Here is a 17722-nt window from a genome sequence, read left to right as displayed (position 1 = left end):
AGATCATGCAAGTCAAACGTTTCTTCGCCGCCGATATGCGTCAAGCCATGAAGCTGGTACGCGACGAGCTGGGCCCGGATGCCGCCATCCTCAGCAACCGCCGGGTCGCCGGTGGTGTCGAGCTGACCGCGGCGCTGGACTACCAGGCTCCGGCACCGGCCGCGCCCAACGCGGAGCTGCAGGCGGAGTTGCGCAAGACCCATGCGAAGATCGCCCAGGCCCATGCCGACCTCAGCATCCGCGCGCCGGGCGTGCCCTCGGCCGCACCCAAGGACAAGCAGCTGCTCGGCGCCATCAGCGCCGCCGACAGCCGCCGCGAGCCGGTGATCGCCCCGCCGCGTGCGCCCCAGCCGGCCGCTGCCGCCCCTGCCGCCAGCGCCGCGCCGGAAGACCGTCGCGCCCTGGAAGCCATGCGCAGCGAACTCAGCGGTCTGCGTGAACTGCTGGAAGTCCAGCTCGGCTCCATGGCCTGGACCCAGGTGCAGTCCACCCGTCCGCAGCAGGCCGGCCTCTGGCGTCGTCTGCAGCGCATGGGTCTGCCGGCCGATCTGGCCCGCCACCTGCTCGACAGCGTCGCCAAGATCCAGGACCCGCGCCATGCCTGGCGCATGCTGCTGGCCAACTTCGCCCAGCTGGCCAAGACCACCGATGCCAAGATTCTGGAGGAGGGTGGTGTCGTCGCCTTCGTCGGTCCGGCCGGCATGGGCAAGACCACCACCCTGGCCAAGCTCGCCGCCAGCTACGTGCTCAAGTACGGTCCCCAGAGTCTGGCGCTGGTCAGCATGGACAGCTTCCGCATCGGTGCCCAGGAGCAGATCAAGACCCTTGGCCGCATCCTCGACGTGCCGGTGACCCTGGTCGACCCGGGCCAGTCCCTGGCCCAGGCGCTGGCACCCCTGGCACGCAAGCGCCTGGTGCTGATCGACACCGCGGGCATGCCCGCCAATGATCCGGCGCTCAAGGTGCAGCTCGAAGCCCTGGCCAACCGCCAGCTGAAAATTCGCAACTATCTGGTATTGGGTGTCACCAGCCAGAGCCAGGTGCTCAAGGCGGCCTACCACAGCTATCGGCGCTGCGGCCTGAGCGGCTGCGTGCTGACCAAGCTGGACGAAGCCGCCAGTCTCGGCGAGGCCCTGGGTCTGGCCATCAGCCAGCGCCTGCCGGTGGCCTACATTGCCGACGGCCCGCGCATCCCGGACGACCTGCATCCGGCCCGCAGCCACCAGCTGGTGAGCCGCGCGGTGAGCCTGCAGGCCCCCGAGGAACCGAGCGAAGAAACCATGGCGGGCATGCTTGCCGGCCTGTATCAGAGCAATGCCCGCCGCGCCGGTTAGCGCAGACGAACGGTAGTGGTGCATCGCATGCCTGGGCACGCCAAATGCACTTGGTCTAAAGTGTGACGGATTTCAATCAAAGGTATCAGGCAATGGGTAGCATGCATCCCGTCCAAGTCATAGCGGTCACGGGCGGTAAAGGCGGTGTCGGCAAGACCAACGTGTCGGTCAACCTGGCCTTGGCCCTGGCCGATATCGGGCGGCGCGTCATGCTGCTCGACGCCGACCTGGGCCTTGCCAACATCGACGTTCTGCTCGGCCTGTCGCCCAAGCGCACCCTGGCCGACGTCATCTCCGGCGAGTGCGAGCTGCGCGACGTGCTGCTGCACGGCCCGGGCGGCATCCGCATCGTCCCGGCGGCCTCGGGCACCCAGGCGATGGTCAATCTGACGCCGGCCCAGCACGCCGGTCTGATCCAGGCCTTCAGCGACATCAGCGAAAACCTCGACGTGCTCATCGTCGATACCGCGGCCGGCATCGGCGACCAGGTGGTCAGCTTCGTTCGCGCCGCCCAGGAAGTCCTGGTGGTGGTGTGCGACGAGCCCACCTCCATCACCGATGCCTACGCCCTGATCAAGCTGCTCAATCGCGACCATGGCGTCACCCGTTTCCGGGTCCTGGCGAACATGGCGCTGACGCCCCAGGAAGGTCGCAATCTCTTTGCTAAGCTGACCAAGGTGACCGACAGATTCCTGGATGTCGCCCTCCAGTATGTGGGCGCCATTCCGTTCGACGAGGCGGTGCGCAAAGCCGTGCAGAAACAGCGCCCCGTGTTCGAAGCCTTTCCGCGTGCCAAGGCCTCGCTGGCCTTTCGTGCGGTAGCTCAGAAAGTCGATGGCTGGCCGTTGCCCGCCAATCCGCGCGGCCATCTCGAGTTCTTTGTCGAGCGCCTTGTGCAACCAGCCATCGGTACCCACGCATGACAGCATCCAGCGGGCTTCGCATGTACAGCAAAACCTCGGAACGTACCCAGCAGGAGCAACTCATCAACCGCTATGCGCCGTTGGTGAAACGCATCGCCTACCACCTCCTGGCGCGATTGCCTGCCAGTGTGCAGGTCGAGGACCTGATGCAGGCCGGCATGATCGGCCTGCTGGAGGCCTCGCGCAAATATGACGCCGGCAAGGGTGCCAGCTTCGAGACCTACGCCGGCATCCGCATCCGCGGCGCCATGCTCGACGAGGTCCGCAAGGGCGATTGGGCACCACGCTCGGTGCACCGCAACACGCGCATGGTCACCGACGCCATTCGCGCGGTGGAAGCGCGCACCGGTCGCGACGCTAAAGATTCCGAAGTCGCGGCCGAACTTAAATTGAGTCTGGATGAGTACTACGGCATCCTTGGCGACACCATGGGGAGTCGCCTGTTCAGTTTCGACGACCTCATGGAGGGTGGTGAGCATGGGCTCGAGGAGAGCGGTTCGCATGAACTCGAACCCGGTCGCGGTCTGGAGGACGAGCGCTTCCGCAAGGCCCTGGCCGACGCCATCGCCAATCTTCCGGAGCGTGAACGTCTGGTGCTCTCGCTGTATTACGACGAGGAACTCAACCTCAAGGAAATCGGCGAGGTGCTGGGCGTGAGCGAGTCACGCGTCTGCCAACTTCACAGTCAATGCGCGGCACGCCTGCGGGCGCGGCTGGCGGAATGGCGTTCGCGTTAACCGGCTGGTACTCAGGCTACTACGATTGCTTAGACGCGCCTTGCGGCGTGTGTGCGGATTAGGACGGAGGTCGACTTGGACAAGAACATGAAAATCCTCATCGTGGACGATTTTTCCACGATGAGACGCATCATCAAGAATTTGCTGCGCGATCTGGGATTCACCAACACCGCCGAAGCGGACGACGGCAACACCGCGCTGCCGATGTTGCAGAGCGGCAACTTCGATTTTCTCGTCACCGACTGGAACATGCCCGGCATGACCGGCATCGACCTGCTGCGCCAGGTGCGCGCCGATGCGCGCCTGAAGACCCTGCCAGTGCTGATGGTGACCGCCGAAGCCAAGCGCGAGCAGATCATCGAAGCCGCTCAGGCCGGCGTGAACGGCTATGTGGTCAAGCCTTTCACCGCCCAGGTGCTGAAAGAAAAGATCGACAAGATCTTCGAGCGGGTGAACGGCTGAAGAAAGCCGCGGGGACGTTATGGATCAGCTTGGCTCCAACAGCTTCAGCGACTTCGAGTCGAATCTCAAACAGCACGCCCAAGAGCTGGTGAAATGCCTGGAAAGCGGCGATTTCACCCAGGCCGTGCACGTCATCAATGAACTCAACCAGTTGCGCGATCGGGGTCTCTACCAGGAAGTCGGCAAGCTGACCCGCGAGTTGCACAACGCCATCGTCAACTTCGAGATCGATCCGCGCGGCATGGCCGGCGAAGAGGTCTCCCAGATCAGCGATGCCACCGATCGTCTCTCCTACGTGGTGAAGATGACCGAGAACGCCGCCAACCGGACCATGGATCTGGTGGAGGAGAGCGCCCCGCTGGTAGGCAACTTCGGCGACGAAGCCCGGGCCGTGCATGCCGACTGGAAGAAGTTCATGCGCCGGGAAATGGGCGCGGACGAATTCCGCGAGCTGGCCAAGCGCGTCGACGCCTTCCTCAGTCACAGCGAGAGCAGCGCCGAGCAATTGTCGGCCAAGCTCAACGACATCCTCCTGGCGCAGGACTACCAGGACCTTACCGGTCAGGTGATCAAGCGCGTGGTCAATCTCGTCGGGCAGATCGAGAAAGACCTCGTCAAGCTGGTGATGATGGCCAGCCAGGTCGATCGCTATACCGGCTTCAGTCACGATCACACCGCGCTGATCGAACAGAATCGAAAAGAAAAGACGATGAAGGGTGAAGGTCCGCAGATTCATGCCGATAAGCGTGAAGACGTCGTGGCCGCTCAGGTCGACGTCGACGATCTTCTATCCAGTCTGGGCTTTTGACCCAGACCCTCTTGGGGAGTGCAGGAATGAGCTTCGACGCCGATGAAGAGATCCTCCAGGATTTCCTGGTAGAGGCCGGCGAGATTCTCGAACAGTTGTCCGAACAATTGGTCGAGCTGGAAAGCCGCCCGGATGACATGGATCTGCTGAACGCCATTTTCCGTGGCTTCCATACCGTAAAGGGCGGTGCCGGTTTCCTGCAGCTCCATACCCTGGTCGAGTGCTGCCATATCGCGGAAAACGTTTTCGACATCCTGCGCAAGGGCGAACGCCGCGTGGATGCCGAGCTGATGGATGTGGTGCTGCAGGCACTGGATTCCGTCAACGAGATGTTCGGTCAGGTCCGTGAACGCGAAGAGCCGACCCCGGCCTCGCCCGAATTGCTGGCGGCCCTGGCCCGCCTGGCCGAGCCCGCCGGCAGTGCGCCGGCGCCGGCTGCGGTTGCGCCCGTGGCTGCCGCTCCGGCAGTGGTCGCGGAACCGGCTCCGGTCGCCGCTGCGGCGGCCGAGCCGGAATTGAGCGATGCCGATTTCCAGAATCTGCTCGATGCCCTGGGCAGCGAGCCGAGCGCGGCAGCGGAAACGCCGGCAGCCGCCGGTGGCGACGACATCACCGATGACGAATTCGAAGCCCTGCTCGACCAGCTGCATGGCAAGGGCAAGTTCCAGGAGGCGCCGGCCGCCGCGCCAGTTGCCGCTGCGGCCCCTGCCGCGGCCGCGCCCGGTGGCGACGACATCACCGACGATGAATTCGAGGCCCTGCTCGACGAATTGCACGGCAAGGGCAAGTTCGTCGCCAGCGAAGCCGCGGCACCCGTCGCTGCAGCCCCGGCCGCAGCGGCTCCGGCAGCCGCAGCGAGCGGTGACGAGATCACCGACGACGAATTCGAATCCCTGCTCGACGAATTGCATGGCAAGGGCAAGTTCAGTGGTCCCGCGGCAGCCGCGGAAGCGGTAGCCGCTCCGGTGGCCGCTGCGCCGGCACCGGTGGCCGCACCTCAGCCGGCGGCTCCCGCGCCTGCGCCGAAGCCGGCGCCGGTGGCCGAGGCCGCGGTGCCCAAGCCGGCAGCCGCCGCGCCTGCCGAGCGTCCCACCAGCGAGGCGGAGACCACCGTGCGGGTCGACACCGCGCGGCTGGACGAGATCATGAACATGGTCGGCGAACTGGTGCTGGTGCGTAACCGTCTGGTACGCCTGGGCCTGAACAGCGGCGACGAAGCCATGGCCAAGGCCGTGTCCAACCTCGACGTGGTCACCGCCGATCTGCAGACCTCGGTCATGAAGACCCGGATGCAGCCGATCAAGAAGGTCTTTGGTCGCTTCCCGCGCCTGGTCCGCGATCTGGCGCGCAGCCTGAAGAAAGAGATCAATCTGGAACTGGTCGGTGAAGAAACCGACCTGGACAAGAACCTGGTCGAGGCCCTGGCCGATCCGCTGGTGCACCTGGTGCGCAACGCGGTCGACCACGGCATCGAAGGACCGGCCGAGCGTGAAGAGAACGGCAAGTCCCGTGCGGGGCGCGTAGTGCTCTCCGCCGAGCAGGAAGGCGACCATATCCTTCTGTCGATCTCCGATGACGGCAAGGGCATGGACGCGGATCTGCTGCGCAACAAGGCCGTGGAAAAAGGTCTGCTCGACCGCGACGCGGCCGATCGCCTGACCGAGACCGAGTGCTTCAACCTGATCTTCGCCCCGGGTTTCTCCACCAAGGCCGAGATCTCCGACATCTCCGGTCGCGGTGTGGGCATGGACGTGGTCAAGACCAAGATCAGCCAGCTCAACGGCACGCTGAACGTCTTCTCGACCAAGGGCCAGGGCTCCAAGATCGTCATCAAGGTCCCCCTGACCCTGGCGATCATGCCGACGCTGATGGTGATGCTGGGCAACCAGGCCTTCGCCTTCCCGCTGGTCAACGTCAACGAGATCTTCCACCTCGACCTGTCCCGCACCAACGTGGTGGACGGCCAGGAAGTGGTGGTGGTGCGCGACAAGGCGCTGCCGCTGTTCTACCTCAAGCGCTGGCTGGTGCCCAATGCGGCCCATGTGGAGCAGGGGGAGGGGCATGTGGTGATCCTCTCGGTGGGCACCCAGCGCATCGGCTTCGTGGTCGATCAACTGGTGGGCCAGGAAGAGGTGGTCATCAAGCCACTAGGCAAGATGCTGCAGGGAACGCCTGGCATGTCCGGGGCGACCATCACCGGCGACGGCCGCATCGCGCTCATCCTCGATGTGCCCAGCATGCTCAAGCGCTACGCCCGTCGCGGGCTCTGAGTCGGTCGGGTACGAGCGGCGTCGGGCCCGTGCCCGGCGCCATCGGGTGGCCTGCGCCGCCCAAGGTTAGGAGTTTCAACGTATGCCGGTAAAAGTACTGGTGGTGGACGATTCCGGCTTCTTCCGGCGTCGGCTCAAGGAGATCCTGGCGGCCGATCCCAACATCTCGGTGGTGGGCACGGCCAGCAACGGACGCGAAGGGGTCGACCAGGCCCTGGCGCTGCGACCCGATGTCATCACCATGGACTACGAGATGCCGATGATGGACGGCATCACCGCGGTCCGCCACATCATGCAGAAGTGCCCGACCCCGGTGCTGATGTTCTCCTCGCTCACCCATGAAGGCGCCCGGGTTACCCTGGACGCCCTGGATGCCGGCGCGGTCGACTATCTGCCCAAGAATTTCGAGGACATCTCGCGCAATCCGGCCAGCGTGCAGAAGCTGCTGTGCGAGAAGATCCATCATATCGCCCGGTCCAATCGGCGCTTCGCCGTGGCGCCCAGCGTCGCGCCGGCAGCGCCCGCAAGCGCCGCCGCGGCGCCGGCTACGGCCCGACCGGCAGCGCGTCCGGCTGCGCCTAGCGGCGCTGCAGCGGGTCATGCACCCGCCGCCCCGGCTTCGCCGCCGCCCAAGCGCAAGCACTATCGCCTGGTAGCCATCGGCACCTCAACCGGAGGGCCGGTGGCTCTGCAGCGGGTGCTCACCCAGTTGCCAGCCAATTTCCCGGCGCCTCTGGTGCTGATCCAGCACATGCCTGCCGCCTTCACCAAGGCCTTCGCCGAGCGCCTGGACAAGCTTTGCCGCATCAGCGTCAAGGAAGCCGAGGACGGTGACCAGTTGCGTCCGGGCCTGGCCCTGCTGGCACCGGGTGGCAAGCAGATGATGGTGGATGGCCGCGGCATGGTGAAGATCCTGCCCGGTGACGAACGCCTCAACTACAAGCCCTGCGTCGACGTGACCTTTGGCTCCGCGGCCAAGGCCTATGCCGACAAGGTGCTGGCGGTGGTCCTGACCGGCATGGGCGCCGACGGCCGCGAAGGCGCCCGGATGCTCAAGCAGGTCGGCAGCCAGGTGTGGGCCCAGGACGAAGCCAGTTGCGTCATCTACGGCATGCCCATGGCCATCGCCAAGGCCAATCTGGCCGACGCCATCTATGGCCTGGACGACATCGGCAGACACCTGACCGAGGCCTGTTCGTGACGGCAGGCGTTCTCCGGCCAGAAGGGCATTGAGCGTGGACGTGCTCAGTCTCATCGGCATCCTGCTGGCCTTTACCGCCATCATGGGCGGCAACCTGCTGGAGGGCGGCTCCTTTACCGCCCTGGCCAATGGCCCGGCGGCATTGATCGTGGTGGGCGGTACCCTGGGCGCCGTCCTGCTGCAGACCCGCCTGCCGGTGCTGCGGCGCGCCCTGACCATGCTGGCCTGGGTATTCGTGCCGCCGCGGCTGGACCTTACCGGCGGTATCCGCAAGGTGGTCAACTGGAGCAACGTGGCGCGCAAGGAAGGTCTGCTGGGGCTCGAACCCCTGGTCGCCCGCGAAGCCGATCCCTATGCCGCCAAGGGCCTGCAGTTGCTGGTGGACGGCACCGAGCCCGAAGCCCTGCGCAGCATCCTCGAGGTGGACCTCTACGGCCAGGAAGACCGCGACATCGCCGCCGCCAAGGTCTATGAGGCCATGGGCGGCTATGCGCCCACGGTGGGCATCATCGGCGCGGTGATGGGCCTGATCCACGTCATGCAGAATCTTGCCGATCCCTCGCAACTGGGCAGCGGCATCGCCGTGGCCTTCGTGGCCACCATCTATGGTGTCGGCTTCGCCAACCTGCTGTTGCTGCCCGTCGGCAACAAGCTCAAGGCGCTGGCGCAGCAACAGTCCCGCTACCGGGAAATGCTGCTGGAAGGGCTGATGTCCATCGGCGAGGGCGAAAATCCCCGCTCCATCGAAATGAAGCTGCAAGGTTTTCTGGACTAGGAGGACGCCGCATGCCTCGTCGCCGCCGCCGTCCCGAAGAGCACGAGAACCACGAGCGCTGGCTGGTCTCCTACGCGGACTTCATTACCCTGCTGTTCGCCTTCTTCGTGGTCATGTATTCCATTTCCTCGCTGAACGAGAGCAAGTACAAGGTGCTCTCGGACAGCCTGTCCGGCATCTTCAGCCAGCCGGAGCGTTCGCTCAAACCCATCCCCCTCGGCGACCAGCGTCCCGCCGGCGTGACGCCGACGGTGATGGATGCCAGCGCCGCCCAGCCGGCCAAGGGTAACCCCAGCGATCCGCTGCAGCAGATCGCCGACAGTGTGCGGGCCACCTTCGGCGATCTCATCGCGGGCGATCAGCTGAACATCAAGGCCAGTGAGATGTGGCTGGAAATCGAGCTCAGCTCCAACCTGCTGTTCGCCAGCGGCGATTCCCTGCCGAGCAATCCCGCCTTCGGCCTCATGGAGAAGGTGGCCAAGATTCTGGCACCCTTCAAGAATCCGATTCAGGTCCAGGGCTACACGGACGACCGGCCGATCAGCACGGCGTTGTATCCCACCAACTGGGAGCTGTCGGCAGCCCGGGCCGCCAGTATCGTGCGCCTGCTGATCGGTAATGGCATCGCGCCGCAGCGCCTGGCCGTGGTGGGCTATGGCGCCTATCAGCCGGTGGTCGACAACACCAGTGACGTCAACCGCGCCCGCAATCGGCGGGTGGTGCTGCTGATCTCGCGCAATCTCGACCTGTTCCGGCCACAGAGCACCTTGCAAAATCCGTCGACTGGCACACAATCTGCAGCATCGCCTGGAGAACCGGCGCCCGGGGTGGCGCCTGTCAAATCTTCGTCGCCGGCCCCTACGCCGGCACCTTGACCCGGCTGGTCGTGTCGTCGGGAGGAAGTCTGCACATGAGAGTCTGGGCTGTCGCCAATCAGAAGGGTGGGGTGGGCAAGACCACCACCACCGTTGCCCTCGCCGGGTTGCTCGGCGATGAGGGCAAGCGCGTCCTGCTGGTGGATCTCGATCCCCACGGTTCCCTGACCAGCTATTTCGGTCAGGATCCGGACAGCCTCGAACACAGCGTGTTCGACCTGTTCCAGCACGGGGGTCAGGTTCCGGAAGGGCTGCCGCAGCGCCTGCTGCTGCCCACCAGCCATCCGCAGCTGTCCATGCTGCCATCCAGCACGGCCCTGGCCACCCTGGAGCGGCAGTCGCCTGGCCAGAGCGGCCTGGGGCTGGTGATCTCCAAGAGCCTGGCGCAGCTGTGGAACGACTTCGATCACGTGCTGATCGACAGTCCGCCGTTGCTCGGCGTCCTCATGGTCAATGCCCTGGCGGCCAGCCAGCATCTGGTGATTCCCACCCAGACCGAATTCCTCGCGCTCAAGGGGCTCGAACGCATGGTCAACACCCTGACCATGATCAACCGTTCGCGCAAGCAGGCGCTGCCCTACACCATAGTGCCGACCCTGTTCGACCGCCGTACCCAGGCCTCCATCGGCACGCTCAAGGTCCTGCGCAACACCTATCCGGCCCAGCTGTGGCAGGCCTTCATCCCCATCGATACCCGGCTGCGCGATGCCAGTCGCTCCGGCCAGGTGCCGTCGCGCTACGAGCTGAACAGCCGCGGCGTCATCGCCTACCGGGCGTTGCTGCGGCATCTGCTCGACGGTGCGCCCAGCAGCCAGGTCGCCTGATTCAAGTTTTCCACTCCGCCGGCCGATAGGCTGGACAACTCACTCACGTAGATCGCCATGAGCCAACCGACGTCCCTCGACAATCGTCCTCAGCGTGTCCTCCAGGGTTATCTCGATGCCCTGCTGCTGGACGCGTTCCTGGAACTGCCGACTGCCGAAGCCACGCCTGTCGTGGCGCCCGTGGTGGTGCCGGCCGCGCCGATCGCCAGCGTGAGCGAAGACGAATTCGCCGCCGCGGTACGCGAAGAACTCGAGCGGGATGCCGCACGGCAACCGCGGGTCGTGCCGCTGGCCGCCCGGCGTCCCGCGGTCGCCCTGGCCGAGCGCGTCCTGCCCGAGGTCCTGCTGCCTGCACCCCAGCCGCTGCTCGCGCCCGAAACCGATATCGAACTGGACTGGCGCGTCCCCGAACTGGCACCGGTCGCCGAGCCGGCCCGTCCGGCGGTGGAAGGCATCGCTGTGGGCACCCCGGCTACGCAGCCCGTGGCAGCGGCTGGCGTACCGCCCAGCGCCGTGCATCTGGACGGTCGCCCGGAGTGGGGTGAAGAGCCTTTCGAATGCCTGCTGTTCGACGTCGCCGGCCTGACCCTGGCCGCGCCCCTGGTGTGCCTGGGTTCCATCTATCCGCTGGCCGACGAAGAGTTGACGCCGCTGTTCGGTCAGCCAGACTGGTTCCTGGGCCTGCTACCCTGCCAGGCAGGTAATCTGCGTGTGCTCGACGCGGCGCGCTGGGTGATGCCCGAGCGTTACCGTGACGACTATCGCGAGGGGCTGAAATTCGTGATATCGCTGCAAGGTCTGGATTGGGGCCTGGCCGTGCACGGCGTCAGCCATTCGGTACGTCTGGATCCCGCCGAGGTCAAATGGCGGAACCAGCGCGCTACCCGGCCGTGGCTGGCCGGTACGGTGATCGATCAGATGTGTGCGCTGCTGGATGTGGCGGCGCTCGCTGAACAGGTGGTGGGTGGCCGTCGCTAGGGCTGCCCGCTGCAACTAACCGGCGGGTTCGCCCGCTTCGCCGCACGTGCGGTATTTGACGAGGCTAGGGAACATGAAAAAAACGTCCGCACAGGGTTCCGAAGATCCGGTCCTGCAATGGGTCACCTTCCGCCTGGATAACGAGACCTATGGCATCAACGTGATGCAGGTCCAGGAAGTCCTGCGCTACACCGAAATCGCTCCGGTCCCGGGTGCGCCGAGCTATGTGCTGGGCATCATCAACCTGCGTGGCAACGTGGTGACGGTGATCGACACCCGTCAGCGCTTCGGTCTGCTGCCCACCGAGGTCACCGACAACACCCGTATCGTCATCATCGAGGCCGACAAGCAGGTCGTTGGCATCCTGGTCGACAGCGTGGCCGAGGTGGTCTATCTGCGGCAGTCGGAGATTGAGACCGCACCGAACGTCGGCAATGACGAATCCGCCAAGTTCATCCAGGGTGTGTGCAACAAGAACGGCGAGCTGCTGATCCTGGTCGAGCTCGACAAGCTGATGACCGAAGAAGAGTGGTCGGAGCTGGAAAGCATCTGATGCTCGTCGGGCTGATCCTGCTCAGCGTCGCCCTGGGGTTGGCCTGTGCCGGCCTCGGCGGTTGCTGCTGGCTGCTCTGGCAACGCCAGCAGCAGCAGGCGGCCAAGCTGGCCGAGCGGGAGGCCCTGGTCGACAAGCGCATGCAGATCCTGCTCAAGCGCCTGGAAACCTACCAGGCCGGGCAGGTACGCATGGGTGAACAGGTGCAGGGACTGGCCAAGGTGGTGGCGCCCTTGCCCGATCGGTTGACCCAGATCGAGCAGAGCGACCCTACCAGTCTGTCGTTTTCCCAGGCTGCGCGCCTGGTGGGACTGGGCGCCAGCGCCGACGATCTCACCCAGGCCTGTGGTCTGTCCCAGGCCGAAGCCGAGCTGGTGGCCCGGCTGCACCGACAGCGCCAGCAGCGTTCCGGCTAGGAGCCGCTGACGCCGCCTGCGCGGGATCGCCGCCTCAGCTGACGATCCAGCGGTAGAGCGCGATCACCACCAGCACCGCCAGCACTGGCTTGGCAATGCGATAGGCCTTGGGATGGCGCCGCTTGAATTTCTTCACGCCGCCACCGATACGATCCCCGAATCTCTTGCTGAAGGCATAGGCCTGGTTGATGCCGCCGACGCGTTCGCCTTCGACGTTCTGCGGCGCCGTGGCGCTGCCCAGGAAGCGGCTGACCGCCTGGTTGACGCGGGTTAGCAGGCGATTGCGCAGCGGCCGCTCGACGTCGCAGAAGAGGATGACCCGGGTCTGGTCGGTCTCGTTCTTCACCCAGTGCACATAGGTCTCGTCGAACATCACGTCCTCGCCGTCGCGCCAGGCATAGGGCTGGCCGTCGACATAGATGCGGCAGGCATCCGAGTTGGGCGTGGCCAGACCCAGGTGGTAGCGCAGCGAGCCGCCGAAGGGATCGCGATGGGGATTCAGGTGGCTGCCGCCCGGCAGCAGCGCGAACATGGCGCCCTTGACGTTGGGGATCTGCCGCACCAGCTCCACGGTGCGCGGGCAGAGGGTCTGGGCGGAGGGCAGCGGCTCGCCGTACCAGGTCAGGTAGAAGCGCTTCCAGCCCTTCTTGAAGAAGGAACCGAAGCCGGCGTCATTGTCCTTTTCCGCCGCGCGGATGTAGCCCTCGTCGAACAGTCGCAGGGCTTCGACGCGGATCTCCTGCCAGTTGTCCTTGAGCACATCCAGCTCGGGAAAGCGGCTGCGATCCAGATAGGGCTTGGACGGCACGCTGGAGAACAGGTACATCAGGGCGTTGTACGGCGCGAACACCGCCGAGTGGTTGACCAGCTGACGTAGGAAGGGCAGGCGAGCGCGTCCGCGAAGGTGAACGAAAAGCACGCTGGCGACGAAGAGCAGGACGATCGCTAAGGTAATCATGGGCGAATTGTGATCGGCAGCGCCCGAACCAGGGGCGGATAGGTCATGACCGCATTATTTCACCCCAGAGAAAGGCTTGCACTCGGTTCGTCGGCTGCGCAGGATGGACACCCTGGCGCGCGGCCGCTTCCGAGCTGCGCCCCCTTGGATGATCTAGACGAGTCGTATCGATGAGCATGTCCCTACGCGACCAGCTGCTGAAAGCCGGATTGGTCAATGAAAAGCAGGCCAAGCAGGCCGTCAAGCAGAAGCAGAAGCAGAACCGCATGGAGCATCGCGGGCAGGCGGAAAAGGATCGCTCCCAGGAGCTGGCCGTCCAGCAGGCCCAGGCGGAAAAACTGGCCAAGGACCAGGAGCTCAATCGCGCTCAGGAAGACAAGAAGAAGCGCAAGGCCGAGCAGGCGCAGATCAAGCAGCTGATCGAAACCAGCCGCCTGCCCAAGCTGACCACCGAGGACTACTACAACTTCGTCGACGACAAGAAGGTCAAGCGCCTGTCGGTCAACGTCATGATGAGAGACAAGCTCAGCAAGGGCAGTCTGGCCATCGTGCGCTACGAAGGTCGCTACGAGGTGGTGCCCCGGGCTACCGCCGAACGCATCCAGGAGCGCGATCCCAAGCGGGTGGTGCTGCTCAACGTGCAGAGCGGCGAGCCGGATCCGGACGATCCCTACGCGGCCTACCAGGTGCCGGACGACCTGATGTGGTGAGTGGCCTGGTCAGGCCTTCTGCCTGACCAGCATGTAGATGCGGTAGACGGCGATGCTGGGGATCAGCTGCAGGAAGCCCGACAAGGTCTGCAGCACGATCTCAGGCACCGCGGCCTCGGCGAAATGCCGGGTGATCCAGGCGTCGAGCAGCCAGGCCGGCAGGACCGTGGCCAGGATGCACGCCAGCAGGGTGAAGAAATGCCCGCGGCTCAGCCGGAAGCTGCCGCGCAGGGCGTCCAGCGGCGCCCGTCCCTCCAGGACCAGCAGGTTCTCGGCAAAGGCCAGCTTGGCCATGATCAGAAAGCCCGGCACGATCAACAGCGAAAAGCCCAGCATCACCAGCCCCGAGGTCACGGCTGCGAGGACGGCGAAGCGCGGCCAGAGCAGCAGGGCGGCGCCCCACACGCCGCTCAGGCGCGGGGTGTTGCCCTGGGTGCGCGCCTCCAGAAAGATCAGCAGTGCGGCGGTGTAGAGCGGATAGCAGAGCAGACTGACCAGCATGTCCCACAGGCCGCCGTTGGCGCCGAAGCGCTCCAGCACCTGATAGCGCAGCAAGGCTTCGAGCAGCAGCCAGGGCAGGGTGAGGACGGCCAGGGGGCGCAGATTGCGGGCAAAGAAGGACAGCGAGTCGCGCAGGATATCGACAGGGTTCATGCAACGCTTCCAGACGGGCAGGGGGGCAGTCTAGCAGGGCGACCCGCTCGCTCGCAGGCGTTCGAGCATGGCCGCGGTGGAGGTGACGGTGGCGTACTCGCCGTGCAGGTTGGCCATGGCCATCGCATGGACCTCCTCGGCACTGCGGGGCTGCCCGGCGAAGTCGGTCTTGGCAAAGGTGTAGCAGGCGTCTTCGGCGACCCAGGTGGTGAAGTCCAGATTGCCGGCGCTGCGGGCCGTGGCCTCCACCGAATTCTCGCTGGCCACGCCGCAGATCAGCAGCGACGCGATGCCGCGCTGGTGCAGCCAGCGCTCCAGCCCGCTGTTGGCGAAGGCGTCGGGGACCTGCTTGTCGAACACCGGCTCGCCGGGCAGGGGCGCCAGGGCCGGCTGGAACTCCACGCCGGGCTGCCCTGGCCAGAACACCGAATGCGGATTGCGCGACAGGTGCCGGACATGCAGCAGGGGCGCCCGGGCCTGGCGCCAGGCCGCCAGTAGCTCGGCCAGGCGCTGCTCGGCTTCGGGGTGGTTGCGTGGGCCCAGGTGCGGGGCGCGGATGCCCTGTTGCTGGTCGATCAGGATGAGCAGGGGCGGCATGCGCAGGCCTCGCAGGCAAAGACTCAGGCTCCCGCAGCGCCGGCCGGTTGTCCAGTCCTGGATGCCACCCGGAACTCCCTGGCAGGGCGGCTCTTCAGATGGGAAGGGCGCCAGTGGACCTCTGGCTGAACCTGTGCTGAATGCCGTGCGAACGCAACTTGAAAAGCAACCGCTGCGCCTTTATCTGGCATAACAGTGCGCAGCCTTGCGCCTTTCGACATCCAGGCCGTTCCCCGGGGAAGGCCGCCAGTAGACCGTCTGCGGGAGGGTCATCATGCAACGCGAAGAAAGCCAGCTGATCGAAGGTCTGTTCGACCGTCTCAAGACCACGGAAGCCCAGACCGCGCCCCGTGACCGGGAAGCCGAGGCGCTGATCCAGCAGCGCCTGCGCGAGCAGCCCGCGGCACCCTATTACATGGCCCAGGCGATGCTGATCCAGGAAGCCGCCATCAAGCGGCTGGACCAGCGCGTCCGGGAACTGGAAAGCCAGATGGCCCAGGTCCAGCAGAATCGCCCGAGCAGCGGTGGCTTCCTGTCCAGCCTCTTCGGTGGCGGTAGCAGCCAGCCAGCGGGCGGTCAGGCAGCGGCCAACGCGGCGCCGTCGCGTGGCTGGAATGATCCGGGTCCGGCGGCGTCGCGGCCCGCCAATCCGGGGTATGCCCAGCCCAATCCCGGCTATGCCCAGCCCGCGCCCGGCTATGGCGCACCCCAGGCAGCGCCCTCGCGCATGGGCGGTTTCATGGGCGGTGCGCTGCAGACGGCGGCCGGGGTAGCCGGTGGCGTGCTGGCGGCTCAGGCGATTTCGGGTCTGTTCCACCATTCGCAACCCGAGGAGATCGTCAACGTCATCAATGAGACCCCGGCTGCCGACCAGGGCCTGGCCGATGCCGGCTCCCAGGGAGGCTGGGCGGACAACGCCAGCTACGACAATGGCGGCGGATTCCAGGACGCCGGTGGCTATCAGGATAACGGGGGCTTCCAGGACGCCGCCGACTATGGCGATACCGGCGGCGGTGGCGGCTTCTTCGACGACAGTGGCGACGACGACTCCTTCATCTGACGGGGCGTCGCTCCGCCAGCCCTGGTGCCGCGAGGCGCCGGGGCTTTTTTCTGCGCGCCGTCAGCCCGGCAGGAGCGGCAGGGGGCGCTCGAAGGGCGTCGACAGCACCACCACGGTACGGCTCATGCCGAACCGGTTCAGCTGATCGATGAGGCTCTCCAGTTCGCCCATGTCGCGTACGGCGACACGCAGCATCAGGCAGTCTTCTCCCGTGACCCGGTGGCAGGCGAGCAGCTGGGGCAGGGCCTCCAGCTTCTTCAATACCGGACCCTGACTGGTGCTGTGCAGACGCAGGGAGATCAGGCATTCGGTGCCGTAGCCCAGGGCGCGGCGATCGATACGGGCGCCATAGCCGGTGATGATCCCGGCGTCTTCCAGCTTGGCGATGCGCTCGGCGATGGCTGGCGCGGAGAGTCCCAGTCGGCGACCCAGGTCCGCGTAGCTGGCGCGGCCCTCCACCAGCAGCAGGTCGATGAGACGGCGATCGATATGGTCCATGTCCGTTCCCTTGCCTTCGAATCGAAGGTCTTTGCTCCTAAAGTCTGCTGAATCAAAGCCCGATCGGCCCTTTATCCCCTGACTGTATCTTAGCCGTCCCGTCGTGCGCTCCTACAATGGCTGCCTGACCCCTCAGGAATCCCTCGCGCATGGACACCTCCGCTTCGCCCTGCCTCGCGCCGCGCCTACCCAGCTGGCTGCCCCTGCTGGCGGCCTTTTTCGCGCTCTATGTGGTCTGGGGTTCCACCTATCTGGTGATCCGCATCGGCGTGGCCCATTGGCCACCGCTGCTGATGGCGGGGCTGAGGTTCCTGATCGCCGGAAGCCTGCTGCTGGGCTGGCTGCGCCTGCGCGGGACCCCCTGGCCGACGGCGCGCGAGACCGCCGCGGCCGCGGTGATCGGCATCCTGCTGCTGGGTATCGGCAACGGCGGCGTGACCCTCGCCGAGCACTGGGGCGTGACCTCCGGCATCGCGGCCTTGTCGATCGCCACGGTGCCGCTGTTCACCCTGCTGTTCGGCCTGCTCTGGGGACAGCGTAATACCCTGCTGGAATGGGCCGGCATCGCCCTAGGTCTGTTGGGGATAGCCCTGCTCAACCTGGGCGATACCATGAGCGCCACGCCCCTGGGTGCGGCGGTGATCCTGCTCGCCGCGGCGGCTTGGGCCTTCGGCTCGATCTGGAGTCGCTACCTGCCGTTGCCGCGCGGAGCCATGGCCAGCGCCGTGGAGATGCTGGTGGCCGGTGCAGCGCTGCTCGGCGCCAGCTACCTCGGCGGTGAGCGCCTGCAGCACTGGCCGGCCCTGGGCGGCTGGCTGGCCTTGGGCTATCTGGTGGTGTTCGGCTCCCTGATCGCCTTCAGCGCCTATCTCTATCTACTGGGGCGGGTACGACCGGCGGCCGCCACCAGCTATGCCTACGTCAATCCGGTGGTGGCGGTGCTGCTGGGCACCCTGTTCGTCGGTGAACGGATCGGGCCGGCGGAGATGCTGGCCATGCTGGTCATCGTCGGCGCCGTGGTGCTGATTGGGCTGCCGCAGTGGCGACGGCGCTGAGAGCCTGATCAAAGTCTGCTGCGCGTCGGCCAAA

At 65.8% G+C, this 17722-nt stretch carries 19 protein-coding genes and 1 pseudogene; 16 read left to right on the top strand and 4 right to left on the bottom strand.

The genetic code is table 11. The features are described 5' to 3' along the window. The first annotated feature begins 5 nt into the window (after window positions 1–5). The 13 genes from flhF to PSK12I2_RS0107870 all read left to right on the top strand — a co-directional run bounded on the left by flhF (window position 6) and on the right by PSK12I2_RS0107870 (window position 12156). The gene (gene flhF / locus PSK12I2_RS0107930) at window positions 6–1334 is read left to right on the top strand and encodes a flagellar biosynthesis protein FlhF (protein ID WP_027597969.1); all 1329 of its coding nucleotides are present in this window, start codon (window positions 6–8) and stop codon (window positions 1332–1334) included. 92 nt (window positions 1335–1426) lie between these two features. Beyond that, on the top strand, window positions 1427–2257 hold the full coding sequence (fleN, locus tag PSK12I2_RS0107925; protein WP_017642087.1) for a flagellar synthesis regulator FleN: 831 nt from the start codon (window positions 1427–1429) through the stop codon (window positions 2255–2257). Then, entirely contained in the window at window positions 2254–2994 is a 741-nt protein-coding gene (gene fliA / locus PSK12I2_RS0107920) for an RNA polymerase sigma factor FliA (RefSeq protein ID WP_027597968.1), read from the top strand. Before fleN ends, fliA begins: the two co-directional genes overlap by 4 nt. Before the next feature lie 87 nt (window positions 2995–3081). Beyond that, a complete protein-coding gene (locus PSK12I2_RS0107915) occupies window positions 3082–3456 on the top strand; it encodes a chemotaxis response regulator CheY (protein ID WP_169853335.1) in 375 nt (124 codons plus the stop codon). 19 nt (window positions 3457–3475) lie between these two features. Next, a complete protein-coding gene (locus tag PSK12I2_RS0107910) occupies window positions 3476–4264 on the top strand; it encodes a protein phosphatase CheZ (protein ID WP_007160364.1) in 789 nt (262 codons plus the stop codon). A 26-nt stretch (window positions 4265–4290) separates the two neighbouring features. After that, window positions 4291–6534, top strand: a complete 2244-nt coding sequence (locus PSK12I2_RS0107905) for a chemotaxis protein CheA (RefSeq protein ID WP_027597967.1) — start codon at window positions 4291–4293, stop codon at window positions 6532–6534. 82 nt (window positions 6535–6616) lie between these two features. After that, window positions 6617–7735: a chemotaxis response regulator protein-glutamate methylesterase gene (locus tag PSK12I2_RS0107900; protein ID WP_027597966.1), complete on the top strand. Its 1119-nt coding sequence runs from the start codon at window positions 6617–6619 to the stop codon at window positions 7733–7735. A gap of 34 nt (window positions 7736–7769) precedes the next feature. Further along, on the top strand, window positions 7770–8510 hold the full coding sequence (locus PSK12I2_RS0107895) for a flagellar motor protein (protein WP_007160361.1): 741 nt from the start codon (window positions 7770–7772) through the stop codon (window positions 8508–8510). A gap of 11 nt (window positions 8511–8521) precedes the next feature. After that, window positions 8522–9385, top strand: a complete 864-nt coding sequence (gene motD, locus PSK12I2_RS0107890; protein ID WP_027597965.1) for a flagellar motor protein MotD — start codon at window positions 8522–8524, stop codon at window positions 9383–9385. 35 nt (window positions 9386–9420) lie between these two features. Further along, a complete protein-coding gene (locus PSK12I2_RS0107885) occupies window positions 9421–10209 on the top strand; it encodes a ParA family protein (RefSeq protein ID WP_027597964.1) in 789 nt (262 codons plus the stop codon). A gap of 57 nt (window positions 10210–10266) precedes the next feature. Next, window positions 10267–11187 (top strand): chemotaxis protein CheW, encoded by a 921-nt coding sequence (locus tag PSK12I2_RS0107880; protein ID WP_027597963.1) that lies wholly within the window; start codon window positions 10267–10269, stop codon window positions 11185–11187. A gap of 73 nt (window positions 11188–11260) precedes the next feature. After that, a complete protein-coding gene (locus PSK12I2_RS0107875; protein ID WP_007160357.1) occupies window positions 11261–11740 on the top strand; it encodes a chemotaxis protein CheW in 480 nt (159 codons plus the stop codon). Continuing rightward, window positions 11740–12156: a DUF2802 domain-containing protein gene (locus PSK12I2_RS0107870; protein ID WP_007160356.1), complete on the top strand. Its 417-nt coding sequence runs from the start codon at window positions 11740–11742 to the stop codon at window positions 12154–12156. The genes PSK12I2_RS0107875 and PSK12I2_RS0107870 overlap by 1 nt, the downstream gene beginning before the upstream one ends. Window positions 12157–12190: 34 nt before the next feature. Here the strand turns inward: PSK12I2_RS0107870 and PSK12I2_RS0107865 are convergent, their stop codons facing one another. Beyond that, a complete protein-coding gene (locus tag PSK12I2_RS0107865; protein WP_027597962.1) occupies window positions 12191–13114 on the bottom strand; it encodes an aspartyl/asparaginyl beta-hydroxylase domain-containing protein in 924 nt (307 codons plus the stop codon). A 170-nt stretch (window positions 13115–13284) separates the two neighbouring features. Between PSK12I2_RS0107865 and PSK12I2_RS0107860 the strand changes: the two genes are divergently transcribed. Continuing rightward, a complete protein-coding gene (locus PSK12I2_RS0107860; RefSeq protein WP_027597961.1) occupies window positions 13285–13824 on the top strand; it encodes a DUF2058 domain-containing protein in 540 nt (179 codons plus the stop codon). 9 nt (window positions 13825–13833) lie between these two features. On the opposite strand, the gene PSK12I2_RS0107855 is transcribed toward PSK12I2_RS0107860, so the two are convergent. Together PSK12I2_RS0107855 and PSK12I2_RS0107850 are read right to left on the bottom strand one after the other, a co-directional pair. Continuing rightward, complete coding sequence (locus PSK12I2_RS0107855; protein WP_027597960.1) at window positions 13834–14478, bottom strand: YciC family protein; 645 nt, start codon at window positions 14476–14478, stop codon at window positions 13834–13836. A gap of 30 nt (window positions 14479–14508) precedes the next feature. Further along, the gene (locus PSK12I2_RS0107850) at window positions 14509–15075 is read right to left on the bottom strand and encodes a cysteine hydrolase family protein (protein WP_027597959.1); all 567 of its coding nucleotides are present in this window, start codon (window positions 15073–15075) and stop codon (window positions 14509–14511) included. Between the two features lie 274 nt (window positions 15076–15349). Here PSK12I2_RS0107850 and PSK12I2_RS0107845 point away from each other — a divergent pair. Next, window positions 15350–16078 (top strand): annotated as a pseudogene (locus PSK12I2_RS0107845) (DUF2076 domain-containing protein); the annotation flags it as partial. A gap of 117 nt (window positions 16079–16195) precedes the next feature. Here the strand turns inward: PSK12I2_RS0107845 and PSK12I2_RS0107840 are convergent. Continuing rightward, window positions 16196–16633 (bottom strand): Lrp/AsnC family transcriptional regulator, encoded by a 438-nt coding sequence (locus PSK12I2_RS0107840; RefSeq protein WP_027597957.1) that lies wholly within the window; start codon window positions 16631–16633, stop codon window positions 16196–16198. 149 nt (window positions 16634–16782) lie between these two features. Between PSK12I2_RS0107840 and yedA the strand changes: the two genes are divergently transcribed. Next, entirely contained in the window at window positions 16783–17688 is a 906-nt protein-coding gene (gene yedA / locus PSK12I2_RS0107835) for a drug/metabolite exporter YedA (RefSeq protein ID WP_027597956.1), read from the top strand. The last annotated feature ends 34 nt before the right edge of the window (window positions 17689–17722 follow it).

Origin of the sequence: Pseudomonas sp. MOIL14HWK12:I2 (genome assembly GCF_000510745.1) — a bacterium.
Classification (GTDB): domain Bacteria; phylum Pseudomonadota; class Gammaproteobacteria; order Pseudomonadales; family Pseudomonadaceae; genus Chryseomonas; species Chryseomonas oryzihabitans.
Note: the sequence above shows the minus strand (reverse complement) of the source record. Positions and strands in the feature narration are given on the sequence as shown.